Origin of the sequence: uncultured Psychrosphaera sp. (assembly GCF_947500655.1) — a bacterium.
GTDB lineage: Bacteria > Pseudomonadota > Gammaproteobacteria > Enterobacterales > Alteromonadaceae > Psychrosphaera.
The window spans coordinates 261,855-281,476 of record NZ_CANMSK010000002.1; the positions used below are offsets into that span (position 1 = coordinate 261,855).

The 19,622-nt window shown below is 37.2% G+C and carries 16 protein-coding genes; 7 read left to right on the forward strand and 9 right to left on the reverse strand.

The window, feature by feature from the left end; translation table 11 throughout:
* Positions 1 to 236 precede the first annotated feature (236 nt).
* The 3 genes from ppx to Q0940_RS03330 all read right to left on the reverse strand — a co-directional run bounded on the left by ppx (position 237) and on the right by Q0940_RS03330 (position 4,623).
* The gene (gene ppx / locus Q0940_RS03320; protein ID WP_299263873.1) at positions 237 to 1,763 is read right to left on the reverse strand and encodes an exopolyphosphatase; all 1,527 of its coding nucleotides are present in this window, start codon (positions 1,761 to 1,763) and stop codon (positions 237 to 239) included.
* A gap of 157 nt (positions 1,764 to 1,920) precedes the next feature.
* The gene (locus Q0940_RS03325) at positions 1,921 to 3,633 is read right to left on the reverse strand and encodes a lysophospholipid acyltransferase family protein (protein ID WP_299263876.1); all 1,713 of its coding nucleotides are present in this window, start codon (positions 3,631 to 3,633) and stop codon (positions 1,921 to 1,923) included.
* 123 nt (positions 3,634 to 3,756) lie between these two features.
* Positions 3,757 to 4,623, reverse strand: coding sequence for a LysR substrate-binding domain-containing protein (locus Q0940_RS03330; protein WP_299263986.1), 867 nt, complete (start codon positions 4,621 to 4,623; stop codon positions 3,757 to 3,759).
* 160 nt (positions 4,624 to 4,783) lie between these two features.
* Here Q0940_RS03330 and Q0940_RS03335 point away from each other — a divergent pair, with 160 nt between their 5' ends.
* Complete coding sequence (locus Q0940_RS03335) at positions 4,784 to 5,914, forward strand: S-(hydroxymethyl)glutathione dehydrogenase/class III alcohol dehydrogenase (RefSeq protein ID WP_299263878.1); 1,131 nt, start codon at positions 4,784 to 4,786, stop codon at positions 5,912 to 5,914.
* 104 nt (positions 5,915 to 6,018) lie between these two features.
* Positions 6,019 to 6,858 (forward strand): S-formylglutathione hydrolase, encoded by an 840-nt coding sequence (gene fghA, locus Q0940_RS03340; RefSeq protein ID WP_299263881.1) that lies wholly within the window; start codon positions 6,019 to 6,021, stop codon positions 6,856 to 6,858.
* Positions 6,859 to 6,942: 84 nt separating this feature from the next.
* Here fghA and ppk1 read toward each other — a convergent pair whose 3' ends face one another.
* From ppk1 to rho, 6 genes are all read right to left on the reverse strand, one after another.
* Positions 6,943 to 9,051 carry a polyphosphate kinase 1 gene (gene ppk1 / locus Q0940_RS03345; RefSeq protein WP_299263884.1) on the reverse strand — a complete coding sequence of 703 codons (2,109 nt, stop codon included), beginning with the start codon at positions 9,049 to 9,051 and terminating at the stop codon, positions 6,943 to 6,945.
* 130 nt (positions 9,052 to 9,181) lie between these two features.
* Positions 9,182 to 9,664, reverse strand: coding sequence for a GNAT family N-acetyltransferase (locus tag Q0940_RS03350; protein ID WP_299263887.1), 483 nt, complete (start codon positions 9,662 to 9,664; stop codon positions 9,182 to 9,184).
* Between the two features lie 19 nt (positions 9,665 to 9,683).
* Positions 9,684 to 10,382, reverse strand: coding sequence for an NAD(P)H-flavin reductase (gene fre / locus Q0940_RS03355; RefSeq protein WP_299263890.1), 699 nt, complete (start codon positions 10,380 to 10,382; stop codon positions 9,684 to 9,686).
* Positions 10,383 to 10,394: 12 nt separating this feature from the next.
* Complete coding sequence (locus tag Q0940_RS03360) at positions 10,395 to 10,676, reverse strand: 2Fe-2S iron-sulfur cluster-binding protein (RefSeq protein WP_299263893.1); 282 nt, start codon at positions 10,674 to 10,676, stop codon at positions 10,395 to 10,397.
* 35 nt (positions 10,677 to 10,711) lie between these two features.
* Positions 10,712 to 12,187, reverse strand: coding sequence for a 4-hydroxy-3-polyprenylbenzoate decarboxylase (gene ubiD / locus Q0940_RS03365; protein WP_299263896.1), 1,476 nt, complete (start codon positions 12,185 to 12,187; stop codon positions 10,712 to 10,714).
* A gap of 107 nt (positions 12,188 to 12,294) precedes the next feature.
* Complete coding sequence (gene rho, locus Q0940_RS03370) at positions 12,295 to 13,560, reverse strand: transcription termination factor Rho (RefSeq protein WP_299263989.1); 1,266 nt, start codon at positions 13,558 to 13,560, stop codon at positions 12,295 to 12,297.
* Positions 13,561 to 13,847: 287 nt separating this feature from the next.
* Between rho and proB the strand changes: the two genes are divergently transcribed.
* The 5 genes from proB (at position 13,848) to Q0940_RS03395 (ending at position 19,612) form a co-directional block, all read left to right on the forward strand.
* A complete protein-coding gene (gene proB, locus Q0940_RS03375; protein ID WP_299263898.1) occupies positions 13,848 to 14,975 on the forward strand; it encodes a glutamate 5-kinase in 1,128 nt (375 codons plus the stop codon).
* A 14-nt stretch (positions 14,976 to 14,989) separates the two neighbouring features.
* A complete protein-coding gene (locus tag Q0940_RS03380) occupies positions 14,990 to 16,240 on the forward strand; it encodes a glutamate-5-semialdehyde dehydrogenase (protein WP_299263900.1) in 1,251 nt (416 codons plus the stop codon).
* Positions 16,241 to 16,386: 146 nt separating this feature from the next.
* Positions 16,387 to 17,424 (forward strand): hypothetical protein, encoded by a 1,038-nt coding sequence (locus Q0940_RS03385; protein WP_299263903.1) that lies wholly within the window; start codon positions 16,387 to 16,389, stop codon positions 17,422 to 17,424.
* Between the two features lie 187 nt (positions 17,425 to 17,611).
* Positions 17,612 to 18,598 (forward strand): hypothetical protein, encoded by a 987-nt coding sequence (locus Q0940_RS03390; RefSeq protein ID WP_299263905.1) that lies wholly within the window; start codon positions 17,612 to 17,614, stop codon positions 18,596 to 18,598.
* Positions 18,599 to 18,727: 129 nt separating this feature from the next.
* Entirely contained in the window at positions 18,728 to 19,612 is an 885-nt protein-coding gene (locus Q0940_RS03395) for an alpha/beta fold hydrolase (RefSeq protein ID WP_299263908.1), read from the forward strand.
* Positions 19,613 to 19,622 lie beyond the last annotated feature (10 nt).

The following is a 19,622-nucleotide window of genomic DNA, read 5'->3' on the forward strand; positions in this document are numbered from 1 at the left end:
CTTCTTATTCAAATACTGGATGGTTAAATTACGTAATACTAGGGCTACTTATTTCACGCATTCTGTATCTTTCATACTTTGCAATGAAGTGAAGTCAACAGAGACAACATCCACTGAATAAAACCGAGGTTCGAATTTACAACGTTTTCTACAAAAAGAGTATTAATTAATGGCATTAAGCAGTAAATCTTAAATTATATTCAATTTTAAGATGACCAATAACTACGGTTGCTAAATCATAAAAAATTAAGCTCAATACCCACTCGCGCTAGTTTTTCTTGTTCTGCGGTTAAGTTAATTTCAATGATCGGTCGCAGTGACAACCAATTGGGGGGGAACTGTAGTGATATTTCATTATCCGCTACGGTTGCAGTAAATTCAGGTAAAAAGTCTTGCTGACGCTTAATGTTTAACAACACACTTAAGCGCAACAATATAATGCAATGTAGAACATCTTTAGTACTAAATTGGCTGAATAGCGGAATTTCTTCTAACCGAACCCTTTTACGGTGAAAGCGAGTAAGTGTTGCCAAAAACTGTTGCTCTTCTGCATTAAAGCCAGGTAAGTCGGAATTACTTAATATGTAATGCGAATGTTTATGCACACCCGTTGAACTCACATGCAAACCAATCTCATGTAATAACGCAGACCAACCTAACAATTGTTTTAAACCGCTGCTTTTTAACTGCCAATCTTTTTTAACAGCTTTAAATAATCTAAATGCAGTATTAAGGACTAAATTAGCTTGAACCGTGTCGATATCGTAACGAGTCGCCAAGCTTTGTACTGAACGTTCTTGTACGTTGGTATGAGTGAGTGAGTCTTCCATCTCATAAATAACCCCCTCACGTAATGCAGCTTGAGCAAATGACATTGTATCAATTTCAAACTGTTTAAAAATGGCAATAAGAATAGCTAAACCCGCAGGAATTAATTGTCTTCTGTCTTCGTTAACATCACCTAAATCCAGTAGTTCCATATCTTCAATAGCGATTAATTTTTCCATTAACGCTTCTAGTTGAATTAATGACAAAGCGCCTTCAGCTGAGTTTTTATTAACTATCGCCACAATACTTTCAATGGTGCCAGATGTGCCAATACACTGCTGCCAACCTTGTTTAATATATTTATTTTCGATAAGAGCTAATTGTTGCTGAGCATGAACAATAGCCTTGTTAACCATTTTGCGTTTAACTTTGTCTTGATTAAAAAACATCTGTTTAAAGCTGACACAACCAATATCAATACTGCGTAATAAAAGAGGTTCAAATTGCTCGCCAAGAGAAAACTCTGTTGAACCACCGCCAATGTCGATAACTAAGGTTTTCCCGTCTAGCGTTTCCGTATGTGCAACACCATTGTAAATAAGACGCGCTTCTTCTTGGCCAGAAATAATCTCGATTGGGTAAGGTAATATTTTTTTTGCGGCTTTAATAAAGGCTAAAGCATTTTTGGCTTTTCTAAGTGTGTAAGTTGCTACAATGCGTACCGTTTCTGGTTCAAAACCTTCTAGGCTATGTTGGATGATCTCAAGTGCTTCCAGTCCGCGATCAATAGCCTCTTGCGACAGGTGATGATCTTTGGATAAACCATCAGCTAAATGCACTTTGATTTTGGTTTTATGCAAAATTTGCACAGTATTAGAGATAACTCGGGCAACCACTAAATGAAAACTATTAGAGCCTATATCGAGTACTGCTATTTTGGTCGAGTCTGCACTTTCAATGCTATCTAACGTTTTGGTGATCAAGTTGGCTTGCAAGTTTGTATTAACCTCTAACGGTGCTTGAGTATGATTTAAGTCTAGCGTTGATTCTAAGGATTACTTAATATTTATGGCGCTAACTTTATCACCGTATTGGCTGAACTGCCGCAAATTATTTATAGTCTTTGGAAAAAGAGGTTCTACTTTTGCTCGTTTAAGTTCTTTCCTCCAAATAACGCTGTCTTTTGGCCTCTTTAAATTTACTAATTTCAGTGATCATAAATCCGTCAATGCAATCGCAAAAATCTGGGTCCACATTAAATGCGGTAAATATAGTACCGCCAGGTTCACATAATTCTGAATACTGTTTATACAAAGTAGGCACAAGGGCATTGTGCTTTTTAAGTTCAGTTTTAAGTAGTTTAAACTCGTTTTCGTAATCGTCACCGGTAAAGTGAATACCGTCTTGATCTGTCATTTCAAATGGACGCTTGGCAATGACAACATTATTACTCTGACCAAAATAGGTTTTATAAAACCTAACTAAAGACGATTTGGCGTCTTGGTTTAAGTCGTTACTCATGGTGACAGACCCAACAAGATATTTGATTTCAGGATGTTGTCTAAGGTAAGCACCAATACCTTGCCATAAATAATCTAAGCCGCGCTTTCCCCAAAACTCTGGTTGCACAAAACTACGTCCAAGTTCCAAACCATAGTTTTGTACCTTGGATGTTAAATGCGTTAAATCAAATAAGGTTTCGCTGTATAACTTATTTAGCCCGCTATTTTGTTTCATTTTGGCTATAGGGACTAAACGGTAAGCACCTATAATTTCATACTGTTCGTTATCCCACAGGACTATGTGATCGTAGTAATTGTCGAACTTGTCTAAGTCTCTTTTGTGACCGCTGCCTTCACCTACTTTTCTAAAGGTGTATTCACGTAAGCGGCCAATTTCACGCATAACCGCTGAGTCTTTCTTGTGTTGGTAACAATAAATGCGTTTGCCGTCATTGGTTTGTCCAAGCAATTCACACTCTTTTAATTCTTTGGTGAGTATTTTTCTGTCTTCTGGGTGAGCAACACTTTCCACTAGCGGTTTAAATTCTGTTTGATATTTTTTCTTAGCTAATGAGTAAACCTGTTTTTTGAATAACTTTTTAAGATTTTTACGATCAATTTGTAAGTCGTTATAGGTTTTGTGCTCAATAGCTTGACCTATACGTATGCGAATATCTTGATTGCGCTGTTTAAACATTTCATCTATTAACCACAAGGTAGAAAGCGGTTTAGCTAACAAAGATAACGCATAAAAGAACAGGGAGTTTTTACCGTCAATATGAATAGGAACAATGGGTGCTTTAGCTTGTTTAGCAAAGTTTAAAAAGCCGTTTCGCCACTTGCCATCTTTTATCCCTTTAACCCCTAAACGAGATACTTCACCAGCTGGAAATATCAATAACGCGCCACCGGCTGAAATATGCTTTTCAATGGCTTTCATATTAGATTTTGGGGTATTACCCGCCATGTTATTTACTGGTAGCAATAATGGACGTAATGGTTTTATTGACCAAAGCAGTTCGTTAGCAACTATCTTTACGTCTGGGCGAATGTCGGTGCAGAGTTTTAATAATGCTAAACCGTCTAAGCTACCAATTGGGTGATTAGCAATAGCGACCACAGATCCTGTGTAAGGGAAGTTCGCTTTTTCTCGGTCGTTAACTAGGTAATCAAATTCAAAATAATCTAATACTTTTTCTACAAAATCCACACCTTGTAAGTCGGGGTAGTTTTTCCCAAACTCTTTCATTTCTGACTCATGAAATAAGTATTTAAGTAAACGCAGTGCAGACGATTTAATAAGAGGATTGCCTGAGTCGATTTTTGGTAGTCGCTCTGCCACTATATTTTCAACTGAGATCACAAGTCACCATCAAGGTATGTAAAAGTGATGTGAGGATATTCCAGTAAGATGACAACTAAGTTACAAAATAATGGCTAAATGATGACAAGGTATTGAATTGAAGGGTAGAGCCATTCTGTAGTGCTAGATTAATTGCTGGGCTAAATAATCCACTAACAATCTTATTTTGGGTGATAAATGACGATTTTGTGGGTAGATAGCCCAAATGCCTTCATCATTAGCTCGGTAGATATCGAGTAGAGTAACTAGCTTGCCGTTTTTTATATGCTGCTCAACGTAATAGTCTGGCAATTGCACTATACCTAAGCCTTTTAATGCTGCGTCGGTAAGACCATAACCACTGTTATAGCGTAGCTTACCAGTGACTCTTACATTTCTTTCTTTGCCGGCTTCTTTAAAATGCCAATAATCTAAGGTACCCAATAAACAACTGTGCTTGTTTAGTTCAGCTATTGAATGTGCGGTTCCGTATTTATTAAGGTAAGCAGGTGAGGCACAAACAAAATTGGTTCGTTGGGCTAATTTTCTTGCCATCATGGAAGAGTCAGTTAATTTCCCTAAGCGAATTGCCAAGTCGTAACCTTCTTCTACTAAATCGACTTTAAGATTGCTTAAGTTGACGGTGACTTCTACATCCGGATACTTAACCATAAAGTTATTAAGTAAAGGCAGTATTTGCTTTTCACCGTAAGTCACGGGTGCCGTGAGTTTAATTTTCCCTTGAGGTTTGGACTGCAAGTTAGTGACGGCACGCTCAGCTGCATCTAAACCGTCGAGCACACTGCGGCAGTGTTGATAAAACACTCGACCTTCTTCCGTTAAAGATACCTTGCGAGTGGTTCGATAAAACAGTTTGATATTAAGGCGTTGTTCTAACGCGCTTATCTGACGACTTACTTGCGCTGTAGAGATCACCATCTTTTTTGCTGCTAATGTGAAGCTCTCATTTTCAGCCACATTTACAAATTCGCTAATACCTTCCCATTGCATATTGTTACTCATGTGTAAAAGTTATTTGTTTAATTGGTGTATTATCATCATACGGGAAATAAATATAATGAGTAAATAAATTACTTAATATCGACTGCCATGTTGCACTTACTAGTTCAGTTCAAGTCAGTTGATATAACCATTAACAGTGAGAACATTTATGTCAGATCAATTTATTAAATCAAAAGCCGCTATTGCTTGGGGACCTAAACAGCCTTTATCTATAGAAGAAGTAGATGTAATGCTACCGCGTGAAGGTGAAGTGTTAGTAAAAATTATTGCATCTGGCGTATGTCATACCGACGCATTTACCTTATCTGGTGAAGATCCTGAAGGAATTTTCCCAGTGATTTTAGGTCATGAAGGTGGTGGTATTGTTGAGCAAGTGGGCGAAGGTGTTACCAGCGTTAAAGTTGGCGACCATGTTATTCCACTTTACACGCCTGAGTGCCGAGAATGTAAATTCTGTAAGTCTGGTAAAACTAACTTATGTCAAAAAATTCGTGAAACTCAAGGTAAAGGATTAATGCCTGACGGGACTACTCGTTTTTATAAAGACGGCCAGCCAATTTACCATTACATGGGTTGTTCAACCTTTTCTGAATACACAGTTTTGCCTGAAATTTCATTAGCTAAAGTTAATAAAGAAGCGGATTTAGAAGAAGTTTGTTTACTTGGTTGTGGTGTTACAACAGGTATTGGTGCGGTAATGAATACGGCAAAAGTAGAAGAAGGTGCAACGGTTGCTATTTTTGGTCTTGGCGGTATTGGTTTATCAGCCGTTATTGGCGCAACTATGGCCAAAGCAAGTCGCATTATTGCCATTGATATTAACGAAAGTAAATTCGACCTAGCCAAGCAATTGGGGGCAACTGACTTTATAAACCCTAAAGATCATGACAAACCAATTCACGATGTAATTGTTGAGCTAACAGACGGTGGCGTTGATTATTCTTTTGAATGTATTGGTAACGTTGATCTTATGCGCTCGGCTTTAGAATGTTGTCATAAAGGTTGGGGCGAGTCTGTCATTATTGGAGTTGCAGGGGCTGGACAAGAAATATCAACCCGTCCATTCCAATTAGTAACTGGGCGTGTATGGCGTGGTTCAGCATTTGGTGGCGTTAAAGGTCGTACTGAATTACCAGAATACGTAGAACGTTACATGGCAGGCGAATTTAAATTAAGCGACTTTATTACCCACACTATGGGACTTGAAGATATTAATGACGCGTTTGATTTAATGCATGAAGGCAAGAGTATTCGTTCTGTTATTCACTTTGATAAATAGATCGCTTTATAAATATAGCTGTTTATAAATAAAATTTATCTACATTAATTAGTATCCAGCTCCCTTTTTATTCTGGTTAACGGGGGAGCGTTTTGAGGCCTACCATGATAATTGAGAACATAAGCGAAAATAAGGTATTTGGCGGTTGGAATAAACAATATAGCCATGAATCTAAAACCTTAAATTGTAAAATGCAATTTGCTATCTACTTACCACCGCAAGCAGCAAGTGGTGAAAAAGTACCTGTATTGTATTGGCTCTCGGGCTTAACCTGCACCGATGAAAACTTTATGCAAAAAGCGGGCGCTCAACGCATTGCATCTATGTTAGGTGTGGCAATTGTCGCCCCAGACACTAGCCCACGCGGTGAAGATGTGGCGAATGATGAAGGTTACGACTTAGGTCAGGGTGCAGGATTTTATGTTAATGCCACTCAAGCGCCTTGGAATCGTCATTATCAAATGTACGATTATGTGGTGAATGAATTACCTGAGTTAGTTGAGTCGTTATTTCCGGTAACCAGTAAACGCTCAATTTCAGGACATTCAATGGGCGGGCATGGCGCGTTAACTATTGGCATGTTAAACCCTGAACGTTATTGCTCAATATCTGCATTTAGTCCTATCTGTAATCCAATTAACTCACCTTGGGGGATCAAGGCATTTACAACTTACTTAGGCGAAGACAAATCAGATTGGAAACAACATGATGCCAGCGAACTAATGAAAGTAGCGACCAAGCTTATACCAACGAAAGTTGATCAAGGTGGTGCTGATAACTTTTTAGCGGAGCAATTAAAGCCGGAGGTATTAGAGGCTGCTGCAAAAGTGAGTGGTTACCCACTGGAGTTAACCATTCATGATGGTTATGATCATAGCTATTATTTTATCTCGTCGTTTATTGAGCAGCACATACGTTTTCATGCGGTGCATTTAACTAAGTAAGAAATAAGCATTCACTGTCGCCTATTTCTTCATCAATAGAGTATTCAATGATGAGGATTAGGCGACACAGATTCTTCACCTAAATCACAACTCCTGCTTTTCCAATCCTTTTAAGTACTGATATATCTCAAGTTGCGAGCGTAATTTTTTCTTGTTGCCTCGTTTAACGTAGCTATTGTTTTGTAATTTATCGATTATTCGCGCTTTCATCGTGTCTTTAAATTGTAATTCTAAAATATGAATAATACGTTGAGCTAAAACTGGATTAAGTATTGGAACACCAATTTCTATTCTGTCTTGCATATTGCGGCGCATCCAATCTGCAGATGAGATATAAACCTTAGGATCTCCATTGTTATTAAATACCATCACTCGACTGTGCTCTAAAAAGCGGTCGACTATGCTGATGATTTTAATATTTTCACTTAGGTTTTTAATGTTTGGCATTAACGAGCACATACCGCGCACTATGCCACGAATTTTAACCCCTGCTTGGCTCGCTTGATAAAGCTTGTCGATAATATCGGTATCTATCAAGTTGTTCACTTTAAAGGTAACTTCGCCATGGTGACCTTGTTCTGCTAAAGCAATCTCATTATCTATTAGACCTAAAATTCGTTCTTTAGAATTAACAGGCGATACCATTAAGTGTTTAAAGTTGTACTGGCGATAAGGCAACTGAATTAACTCAAATACTTTTATCGCTTCTTGAGTTATTACTGGATCGGCAGTGTATAAACTTAAGTCAGTATAAATTTTCGCGGTGCTTTCGTTAAAGTTACCCGTACCTATATGTGCGTAATGAATTAACTTGGATTGTTCTTCGCGGCTGATCACGCATAACTTAGTGTGTATTTTAAAGGAAGGGTTACCAAAAATAACTTTTACCCCGGCATTAGTCATGGTTTTCGCCCAGGCTATATTTGCTTGTTCATCAAACCTTGCTCTTAATTCCATGACCACAGTAACCATTTTACCGTTATCCACTGCATCAATAAGTGAGCTGACTATGCGTGAGTTTTTCGCTATGCGGTACATGGTAATTCGAATGTGTTTTACCTCAGGGTCAAATGCTGCCTGACGAACAAATTCAGTAAAATGTAAAAAACGATGATACGGATAATGTAGCAACACATCATTATGAGCGATGGCGTCAAACACGGTATTAAAGTCAGTAAATTGTCTTGAGCTAATTGCCGGTATTTCTTTATTTTCTAAACTACGGCGACCTATATTGGGGAAGCTAATAAAGTCTTTAAAGTTTCTTATATGACCACCGGCCACAAGGTTGTCGTATGATGAATGTTTTAGTTTCTTCTTCATACTTTTGATCATGTCTTCTGGCATAGCCTCGTCATATATGACGCGTACAGGTTCTGCAATTAATCTTTGCTTCATACTGTCTGACATTTTTTCTAAATAACTGTCATCTATTCCTTCATCAATTGAATATTCTGAATCTCGAGTTACCTTAAATGAATAGGAGTCAATTGAATCAAACTCAACAAAACCTTTAAATATATTTTCTAAAAAAAGTTGTAAAACGTCATCCAATAATAGGATTTGTTTAACCTTATTTTCTGACGGTAAAACGATAAAACGAGGCATTTTGTCAGATGGTAATTCTATAGTGGCATATTGCGTTGGCTTTTCATCTCGATATAAACCGACATAAAAGTAGGTGGCAGAGTCATTAAGTCGACTCATTAAATTCACTTTTTTATCGATTAATATTGGTGCTATATGTCTTAGGACTTTATTGTCGAAGAAGTCTTTAAGCCAATCTAATTGACGCTCACTCAACTCTGATTTTATAGTTAAATGGATTTTATTTTTACGTAGAACATTAAAAACGCGTTTATGAATAGTGTCGAACTTAATTGCCATTTGAGCAATTTTTTCATTAATATCGGCCATTACTTGTGAGTACTGTTCGGCCTTTTCAAGCTGACCACTGTTTTTATAAATAAGAATTTTACGACGAACACTGGCCACTCTTACTCGATAAAATTCATCCATATTACTGGAATAAATTCCTAAGAAACGGATACGTTCAATAATAGGATTTTTCGCATCATCGGCTTCTTGTAAGACTCGCTCATTAAAAGACAGCCAACTTAATTCTTTGGAAAAGTACATTAATTCGTTCTCTGGATTAGTGTCTAATACTGAAGCGTCTACTGGTAATGTCATGCGTTTTTCAAATTATTGAGAATAGCTAATTTCAGTATATTTAACTTATATTTCAAAATTGTGAAAAACAATATTAGAGCATAAAAAAAGACAGCAATTGCTGTCTTTTAAGATTAGCAGATAAAGTGTACTAAATAACTTTTTCCCAAAAAATAGCTTTGCCCATTTCTGGATCTAATTCGTAGCCAGAAAATCCAAATTTGGTATATGAATTTTGTGCAACTTTGTTTCCTTCCAAAACTTCTAAAGTAATTTTACAAGCACCACGTTCTTTAGCCACTGACTCTACTTTTTCCATCATTTTAGTGCTCAGTCCTAAACCTCGAAACTCACTATCAACTGTTACGTCGTGCATGTTAATAATAGGTTTACACTTAAAAGTAGAGAAACATTGAAAGCAATTGATCAGCCCAGCTGGCTTGCCACCGACATAACATAAAACAGTAAAGGCATTTGGCGTTTGATTTAATGCTGCTACTAAGTTTTGCTGTGTATGCTCAGACAAAGCTTCTGCACCGCCCATAGGATCTAAAGCATAACCATTTAGTAAAGACACTAAATCCTGAGCATGTTGTGGATTAGTGTAATTAGCGAGTAATATTTCAATAGACATAAAAAGGCTCTTTAATAAGTTAAATAAAGGCGAATGCATCCGCATAAATATGTTGTTTAATTGCGCCGTGCTTAATAAAGTCTTCTCTAGCAATACCGGCCATTTTAAATGGTCCTGCTAGATAAATATCATACGCTTCTAAGCTGGTTATATCGTCCATTACGGCTTTATGCACATAACCTGTTTTACCTTTCCAGCTAGACGTTGGATTTTCTACCACAGGAATAAAAGTAAAGTTAGCATGGCTGGCAGCAACCGCTTCTATTTCACTTTTAGCATAAAGTGCAGATTCATCACCAACTCCCCAGTAAAACAAAACAGGAATAGTAGATTTTATATGTGCTAGATGATCAGCAATTGATTTTGTATAAGAGAATCCAGTCCCACCAGCCATTAATATAATTGGACGTTCTGACTCATGTTGCAAAAATGCATCACCTAAACCAATTTCTAAAATAATTTCACGATTAACCGACATATGATCAAGCGCGCCGCGCGGATATGAATCGTCTGGTCCTGCACCTATATGCAATTCAATTAACTCAGCATTTGGCGCTGATGCAATTGAGAAGACACGCTTATCTTCTTCTGACAATACAATTTGTAAGTACTGACCAGCTTTAAACTCAGCTGGAATTAAAGGTTTTAATTTAACAATGTTAACAATATCGGTAGCCGCTTCAATTGATACAACTTCGGCTAAAATAGTTTGTGGCATGTTATTTTCTCTTTATTTAATAAACGGATGATGTAAGGTCATATCCGTTTTTGGATAGCCAATACATGCATAGGTATACTTTTGTCCGTCGTCGGCTTGAGTTAATAATGTGGCTTCATCTCTGTCACCATAACTCACTTCACCGTCAATTGTCTTACATACACACGAAGTACATACACCTTGGCGACAACGATATGGAAATCCTATTTTACTGCGTTCGGCCGCCTCTAAAATAGTTTCGCCTTCATTAACTTCAAACTCAATTCCGCTTGGTTTTATCGTTATCTTGGTCACAGTTTATCCTTTGTCTGTTGCGTTACTTGGTGTATTTACTCTGGCAGTGGAATTCCTAATTCATCCCAAATGTCATCGACTCGGCTTTTTACTTCCTCTGTCATAACGATTGGTTCACCCCATTCTCTGTCTGTTTCACCCTGCCATTTATTGGTAGCGTCCATTCCCATTTTAGAACCTAATCCAGAAACTGGAGAAGCAAAGTCTAAATAGTCGATAGGTGTGTTTTCAATTAAAACTGTATCACGAGAAGGGTCCATGCGGGTAGTGATTGCCCACATAACATCTTCCCAGTTACGCGCATCAACATCGTCGTCACATACAATAACAAACTTAGTGTACATAAACTGGCGTAAAAATGACCACACCCCCATCATCACGCGCTTAGCATGACCGGGATATTGTTTTTTTATTGTCACGACAGCCATACGATATGAACAACCTTCTGGCGGTAAATAGAAGTCGACAATTTCTGGATATTGTTTCTGAATTAACGGCACAAATACTTCATTTAATGCCACACCTAAAATAGCGGGTTCATCTGGTGGACGGCCAGTATAAGTGCTGTGATAAATAGGGTCTTTTCTGTGAGTAATATGAGTAACAGTAAATACTGGGAACTCTTCTACTTCATTGTAATAACCAGTATGGTCGCCATAAGGCCCTTCTGGTGCAGTTTCCGCAGGATCTAAATATCCTTCCAAAACAAACTCGGCTGAGGCTGGAACTTGTAAATCGTTAGAAATACATTTAACCACTTCTGTTTTATCACCACGTAATAAACCAGCAAAACCATATTCTGATAAGGTATCTGGCACTGGTGTTACTGCACCCAAAATAGTGGCAGGGTCGGCACCAAGTGCAACGGCAACTGGGTATTTTTCACCTGGGTTCGATTTCTTAAACTCTGCAAAATCTAACGCACCACCACGATGAGATAACCAACGCATGATCAGTTTATTTTTGGCTAATAATTGTTGACGATAAATTCCTAAATTTTGACGAGGTTTATTTGGCCCTTTAGTGACAGTTAATCCCCAAGTTACTAATGGCGCAACATCACCCGGCCAACAATGCATAATTGGCAACTTAGTTAAATCAACATCATCACCTTCAATCACTACTTTCTGACAAGGGGCTTTTTTAACTTCTTTAGGGGATAAATTTAATACTTGTTTAAAAAGTGGCAACTTAGAAAAAGCGTCTTTTAATCCAGCTGGCGGCTCGGGCTCTTTTAAAAACGCTAAGGTTTCGCCAACACCACGTAATGCCGAAACATCGTCTTGTCCCATGCCCATAGCAACCCGTTTTGGTGTACCAAATAAATTAGCTAATACTGGAATATCAAAACCTTTTGGATTTTCAAATAATAAAGCAGGACCTTTGCCACGCAACGTACGGTCGGCAATTTCAGTCATTTCAAGGTGGGTATCCACTTCTTTACTGATCCGAACTAACTCGCCTTGTTGTTCAAGCTGGTCGATGAAATCTCTTAAGTCTTTATATTTCATTTAAACACTTCTTTAATCGCTGGGTTTATTAATGTAATTGGTATAACACCCATATATTAAAAAACCCCAAGCTAAGTTGGGGTTTCATATTTTCAACCTAGTGGTTGTTAACCTTTTTGTCGCTTCATTGCTTCAAAAAACTCTTCGTTGGTTTTGGTCATTCCTAATTTATCAATTAAGAACTCCATTGCTTCAACTTCTTGCATAGGGTTAATGATTTTACGAAGTATCCACATTTTCTGTAGTTCTTCTTTAGACGTCATTAACTCTTCACGGCGAGTACCAGAACGATTGAAATCGATAGCTGGGAATACACGGCGTTCTGCAATCTTACGATTTAAGTGCAGTTCCATGTTACCTGTACCTTTAAATTCTTCGTAGATTACTTCGTCCATCTTAGAGCCTGTATCAACTAACGCAGTTGCGATAATAGTTAAACTACCACCTTCTTCTACGTTACGAGCTGCACCAAAGAAACGTTTTGGTTTATGTAGTGCGTTAGCATCAACACCACCAGTAAGTACCTTACCAGATGATGGTATAACTGTATTATACGCACGCGCTAAACGAGTTATTGAGTCAAGTAAGATGACAACATCTTTTTTGTGCTCAACTAAACGCTTGGCTTTCTCGATAACCATTTCCGCAACTTGTACGTGACGGCTAGCTGGTTCGTCAAACGTTGAAGCTATTACTTCACCTTTAACTAAGCGTTGCATTTCTGTTACTTCTTCTGGACGTTCGTCTATTAGAAGTACCATTAATATCGCTTCAGGGTGATTAGCCGCAATTGACGTTGCAATGTTTTGCATTAGCATTGTTTTACCCGCTTTTGGCGGAGCAACAATAAGACCACGTTGGCCGCGGCCAATTGGTGATGCTAAGTCTAAAACACGAGCCGTAATATCTTCCGTTGAACCATTACCACGTTCCATCGTAAAACGAGACGTTGCATGTAATGGAGTTAAATTTTCAAATAAGATTTTGTTACGAGAGATTTCTGGTTTGTCGTGGTTTACTTGTTCTATTTTCAATAACGCGAAATAACGTTCTGAATCTTTTGGCGGACGAATAACTCCGTCTATTGAATCACCGGTACGTAAATTAAATCTACGGATTTGACTAGGTGATACATAAATATCATCTGGACCGGCTAAATACGACGAATCAGCTGATCGCAAAAAGCCAAAGCCATCTTGCAGTATTTCTAAAACACCGTCACCGTGGATGGATTCACCACCTTTGGCATGTCTTTTTAAAATGGAGAAAATTATGTCTTGCTTGCGCAGACGGGCCATATTTTCTAAACCCATAGTCTCAGCTAAATTGACCAATTCGCTAATAGGCTTACTTTTTAGTTCTCTTAAATACATAGAAGTGTCTTTGTTTTGATGTGGAATTCTGGAGTTATTAATCGGGTATTGTGCAGGAGTGCACCAAACATGAGACATAAGTTAGCAGCATTTTTAACCAGGGTAAAGGTTAGAAGTCGACAAAATGCAATTAAATTCACTTTTTTGCTAAATAAACGCCATAACGAGAGAGTAAAGGCGTAATTTTGTCCATCCAAAGATTAATTTCTAACTCATATCATTTGTGTATCGATCTCACAGGGCTAATCGGTTAGAGTAAATTTCACTCATACATTCAAACTTCCATTATGAACACACAAAATTGGACTAACTGGCAAAGAGCGGTAATAAAAGTAGGTAGCGCATTAATTGCACCAAATGGTGATCAAGTTAGCGACCAGTATATTTTACCTATCGCACAATTCATTAACGAATCTAGATTAGCGGGCAAAGAAGTGATAATTGTTTCTTCGGGTTCTGTTGCAGCCGGACGCAATGAAATTAATTGTCATGATCAAGGCGTCACAATTGCAGAAAAGCAAGCGATGGCTGCGGTAGGCCAAGTTAAAATGATGGAAAATTGGCAACGCTGCTTTGATGTTAGCTGTGCTCAATTATTGATAACTCACGGTGACCTGAGAGATAGGCGAAGATATGTTAATATAAAAAATACAGTGCGTGAGTTGCTTATTAATAACATCATCCCAATCATTAATGAGAATGACACTGTGGCAACTCAAGAAATAAAGGTTGGGGATAATGATAACTTAGCTGCTTTGGTCGCCTTGGTTTCGGATGCCGATGTGTTGTTTATTTGCAGTGATATTGACGGTTTATATGACGCAGATCCAAAAACGAATCGAAATGCTAAGTTACTACCATCGGTCGATGCGATAACTAAAGACATATATGCGTTAGCGGGTGATACACAAAATAAAATCGCCACAGGCGGTATGATCACTAAGTTACAGGCCGCTGAAAAAACCACAAATAACGGTATTAATACTTTTATAGTAAATGGTAAGAATGAAAATACATTTTCTAAGTTGTCGAACAATCAACATGTTGGCACTTGGTTTAAAGCAGTAAATAATAAAGATTCAGCAAAAAAACAATGGCTACAATACACTCTGCATGCCAGTGGTAAATTAGTCATAGATGAAGGAGCACAAGCAGCATTGCTGGGCAATGGCGCCTCGTTGTTAGCAAAAGGAATCGTATCCGCACAAGGTGATTTTGTGCGTGGTGATGCGATAGATATAGAGTACAACAATGAAATAATTGCCCGAGGATTAAGCCAATATTCTAAAGCAGAGTTGGCATTAATTTTAGGCAAAGACAGTGCAGAATTTGAGTCCATATTAGGTTTTAGGCTCGGTTCTAAACACACAGAGGAGATCATCCATCGGGATGATCTGGTTTTATTTAATAGCTAGATAAGGAACACAGAATGACTTTTTCTATTCAGAACATGGCTTCACAAGCAAAAGAAGCAGCAAATGTAGTAGCAACACTTACCACCGAGACTAAAAATCGGGTTTTAATGACCATATCTGCAAACCTACAAGCACATACCGCAAAAATCTTAGCGGCGAATAAATTAGATATGGATGCTGCAAAAAAGAATGATCTTGCTGAATCTATGGTCGATAGATTGTTATTAACGGAAGAACGTATTCTTGCCATTGCTAAATCAGTAGAATACATTGCGACTTTGCCAGATCCAGTAGGTTTGGTAACTAAGTCATCTGTTTTACCAAACGGCTTAAACATGTCAAAGCAACGTATACCTCTTGGTGTTATTGCGATGATTTATGAATCACGTCCAAACGTTACAGTTGATGCTGCTTCATTATGCTTTAAAGCTGGTAATGCCGTTATATTACGTGGTGGTAAAGAAGCACTACAAAGTAACTTAGCATTAGCTGACTCTATTCATCAGGCTCTTGCCCAGTTTGATATTCCACAAGAAGCGATCTCTTTAGTTCCAGACCCAGACCGTGAAATAATGAATGAATTAATGACGCTAAACGAAGATATTGATTTATTAATACCTCGTGGTGGTGAAAACTTAATTAGATATGTTAGCCAAAATAGCCGCATTCCAGTTATTCAGCATTACAAAGGCGTGTGTCATTTATATGTTGATGAATTTGCTGATTTAGATAAAGCATTAAAGATTTTAGTGAATGGTAAAGTTCAGCGTCCAGGTGTTTGTAACTCATTAGAAACTTTATTAGTGCATAAAGATGTTGCGGAGAAATTTTTACCTATAGTTGCAGCTACTTTTGCTGAAAATAAAGTTCGCATACATGCCTGTGAAAAATCATTACCGTATTTTGAAAATGCAGACCTAGCAACTGACTTAGATTATGACGCAGAGTACTTAGCATTAGAGATAGCTATTAAAATTGTAGATTCTTACGACGATGCTGTTACGCATATTCAACGCTTTAGTTCTGGTCATACTGAAGTGATCATCACTCAAGACATTACGTTAGCTAATAAGTTTATCCGTCAAATCAATTCTGCCGTTGTTATGGTTAATGCTTCATCACGCTTTAGTGACGGTGGTGAACTTGGTCTTGGCGCAGAGATTGGCATTTCTACTAGTAAACTACACGCATACGGCCCAATGGGATTAGAGTCATTAACAACAGAGAAATTTGTAGTTATTGGTGATGGTCATATTAGAGGTTAATACCTCTGAGTTAAAAAAAGCGGCTATTTAGCCGCTTTTTTAATAACAGGCCTAATCTAATATAAAATAAATAACTAAGGGATCTCTTTATTTTATATTAGAATATGTTTTAATTTCAGATACCTAAATATATAAGGATATAAATTATGAACTTAAACACTTCATTAACGGCGTTATTCGCCTTATCACTACCTACTTTAGCCTTTGCTGAAACCACGGCGGAAACCCAAACTCCAGTTACTACGGAAAACTCTTTTTTTGATACCCTTGCGGAAAAACAATTAACCTTATCTATTGGTAGCCAAAATAATAAAGTAGAAGACTTTGCTAGCTTAGGTGATTTAGACCTTTCAGGTATTTACTTTTCAGCTTCTCTTATGCCTATAGAAAATTTCAAATTATCTGCTAGTTATTTTACAACAGAGTCTGATCCCTATGCTGAAACGTCATTAGTAGAGCTTTATAATGAATTATATTATCAATCGGGCAATACTGTAGATGGCGATGCTATATTAGAGGCATTTGGCTTAGATTATTATGCTGACGGTTGGGGAGCAACATACAGCGAAGATGGTTCTTATGAACGTTCTTTTGCTAATGGCTATCAAGTATCGACCTCTTTAGAAATGAATGAATTTGAAATAGGTGCAGCTTATGTTTTAAATATTAGTAATTCATTAAGTGCTAATATTTACTTAGGTTATATCTCTGGCGAGCTTGTTGTTAATGAAAAACTATCAACTAAATTAATATTTACAGATGACTACTCAGATGTACCTTCTACCTTACAAAGTTATATAAATAACAACCCAAGTACTTATGAAGGTTTAATTCCTAACACAGAAGAGCAAGTCATACAGCAAAGCTATTCCACCGAATATGGTTATAGTTACTCAGTATATCCAGACGATAACTTAAATGCCCGTGATGTATCTACATCTATTGATTACACTGCTTTTGTAATGAAATTAGAAGCTGATATTGCGGTAACAAATAACTTCCATTTACTAGCTGGTATAGCATCTGAAAGTACAGATATTGAGACTGATAATGAGACATACCAAGATACGGTTTATAACCTTGGTGCTTCGGTGACTATTTGGCAAGGTGTTGGTGTAGAATTTAATCATAAAATTTACGACGGCCAAAGTAAGACTTCAGTTGGTCTAAACTACAAGTTTTAATAAATAGTTATTAATTATCATAAGGCTGTATTTACAGCCTTTTTTGTATTTAAAACCCTTATAAATCCGCATTAAAACACCTGTTCCTAAAATCAGTATAGGGCTTTCCCTATTCTATAAAATTTAATTTGTTTGTAAAATGCACACTGAATCGAACATTAAGCCTCTATAAGTAAGTGTGTAATACGTGAATTTCAGTACTCTGTTAACTACATTATTTGCTCTAGTATTAACTACGTCAGTTAATGCTAACAGCATAGTTGTAACTGATATTTATTTAGCAAATGATGAGGCGAATTTTGATGCTGTGATTGATGAAAAATTAACATCAGCAACTGGCAGTCCAAAAAGCACAGTAACAATTTCCAATTTAACCGCTGGTGAAGAAGTAGATTTTAGTCGGATTTCTATTTCTACTTCATCAATGTTAGCAAGAAACAATGAAGTTTCAGCTAACAAATTCATCAGCGACTCCAATTCATTTTCAAATATTAAAACTAATACATTACTAAAGTCATTTGGTATTGGTTCCATCACGTCTGAGCTAGACTCAATATACAATGGAAGTCGCACTGAGGATGAGTTTTCAAATAACTATCTTGTATCTAAATCCGTTGAGATGAATGAGCTTGAAATTGGTGTATCTTATGTTGCTAATTTGACTAACAGACTAAGTTATAATGTTTACCTCGGCTATGTATCTGGTGAGATTGCAGTTAATGAAGCATTATCCGCTGAGTTAACATATAAAGATAATTATTCAGCTTTATCATTTGCACTAAAAGATCACATTGAAAATAATACCCCAACTCAAGAAGGGATATTAAGTCGTGGTACACCATATTCGTATCAAAATTATCAAGTTGAGTGTGCATATACTTATATTGCATTTCCAACCTTAAATCTGAACTCTCATGGTTCATCTAATACTATTGATTTCGCAACAATGGTTATAAAGCTTGAAGCTGATTTCGCATTAACAAATGATTTTAGTATCTTAGCCGGTTTAGCTTCTGAAGGTACTAAAGTAGATAATATTAATACGAATATTGATGGATACGTTTATAACATAGCTGCTTCTTACTCTATCTTGGAGCGTGTCGGTGTAGAGTTTAACCATAAAATATACGACCAACAAAGTAAGACTTCAGTTGCCCTCAACTATGCATTTTAATAAGTCATTGACGCTGTAACTTTATACTCATTGGGTAATTTTATGTTGAGAGTTTAAATTACCCTTGTCTGAAGACACTTAAATACTTACACTAATTACACCTAAAGACATCCGACCAGATGGTGCTATATGTTTCAGCAATCCTTATATTTATCTCAAGATAACCATATTTTACATATCCGAAATATTAATACTTCAGCCAATGGAATTCCTGTATTGATGCTGCATGGTGCAATCGAAAACGGTAAGATTTTTTATACTGAATCAGGCAAAGGGTTAGCTTGTTATCTTGCCGAGCAAGGCTTCGATGTTTATGTTGTTGATTTTCGTGGTAGAGGATTAAGTACACCGAAAATAGATAGTGACTCTAACTTTGGCCAGCATGAAACCATAGTGCATGACATTCCTGCCTTAGTTGAATACGTTTATAGCCGAACTAAACAAGCTATGCATGTTGTTTGTCACTCTTGGGGCGGTGTTTTATTTGGCAGTGCATTAGCAAGATCCCCTGACTTATTACCCCATGTTCGTTCTCAGTTGTGTTTTGGCACAAAACGTCGAGTGTCTGTATGGAATATCGAGAGACTACTTAAAGTGAGCTTAGTTTGGAATTTCCTCAGTCCAATAATAACTAAAAGAACCGGTTATCTTAATGCCGTTAAATATAAAATAGGTTCGGATAATGAAACTCATCAATCTATTATTGAGGGTGTCAATTGGGTTAAATCAAAAAACTGGATCGATCCAATTGATAATTTTGATTACCGTGGCGCCGCAGAAAAAATAGACTGGCCAGCCACTTGGCACATAACAGGAATTAAAGACTTTGCATTAGGTCATGCACAAGATGTGAAGCTGTTTATTAATGAAAGTAGTAAAAACGCAGCACGTTTTAGTAATTTATCTAAAAAGGGCGGCTATAAATTAGATTATGATCATATCAACATCTTAACCTCGCCTCATGCACCAAGGGATCACTTTCCAGAAATTGTAGATTGGTTAAAGCAGCATTAACATTATATTC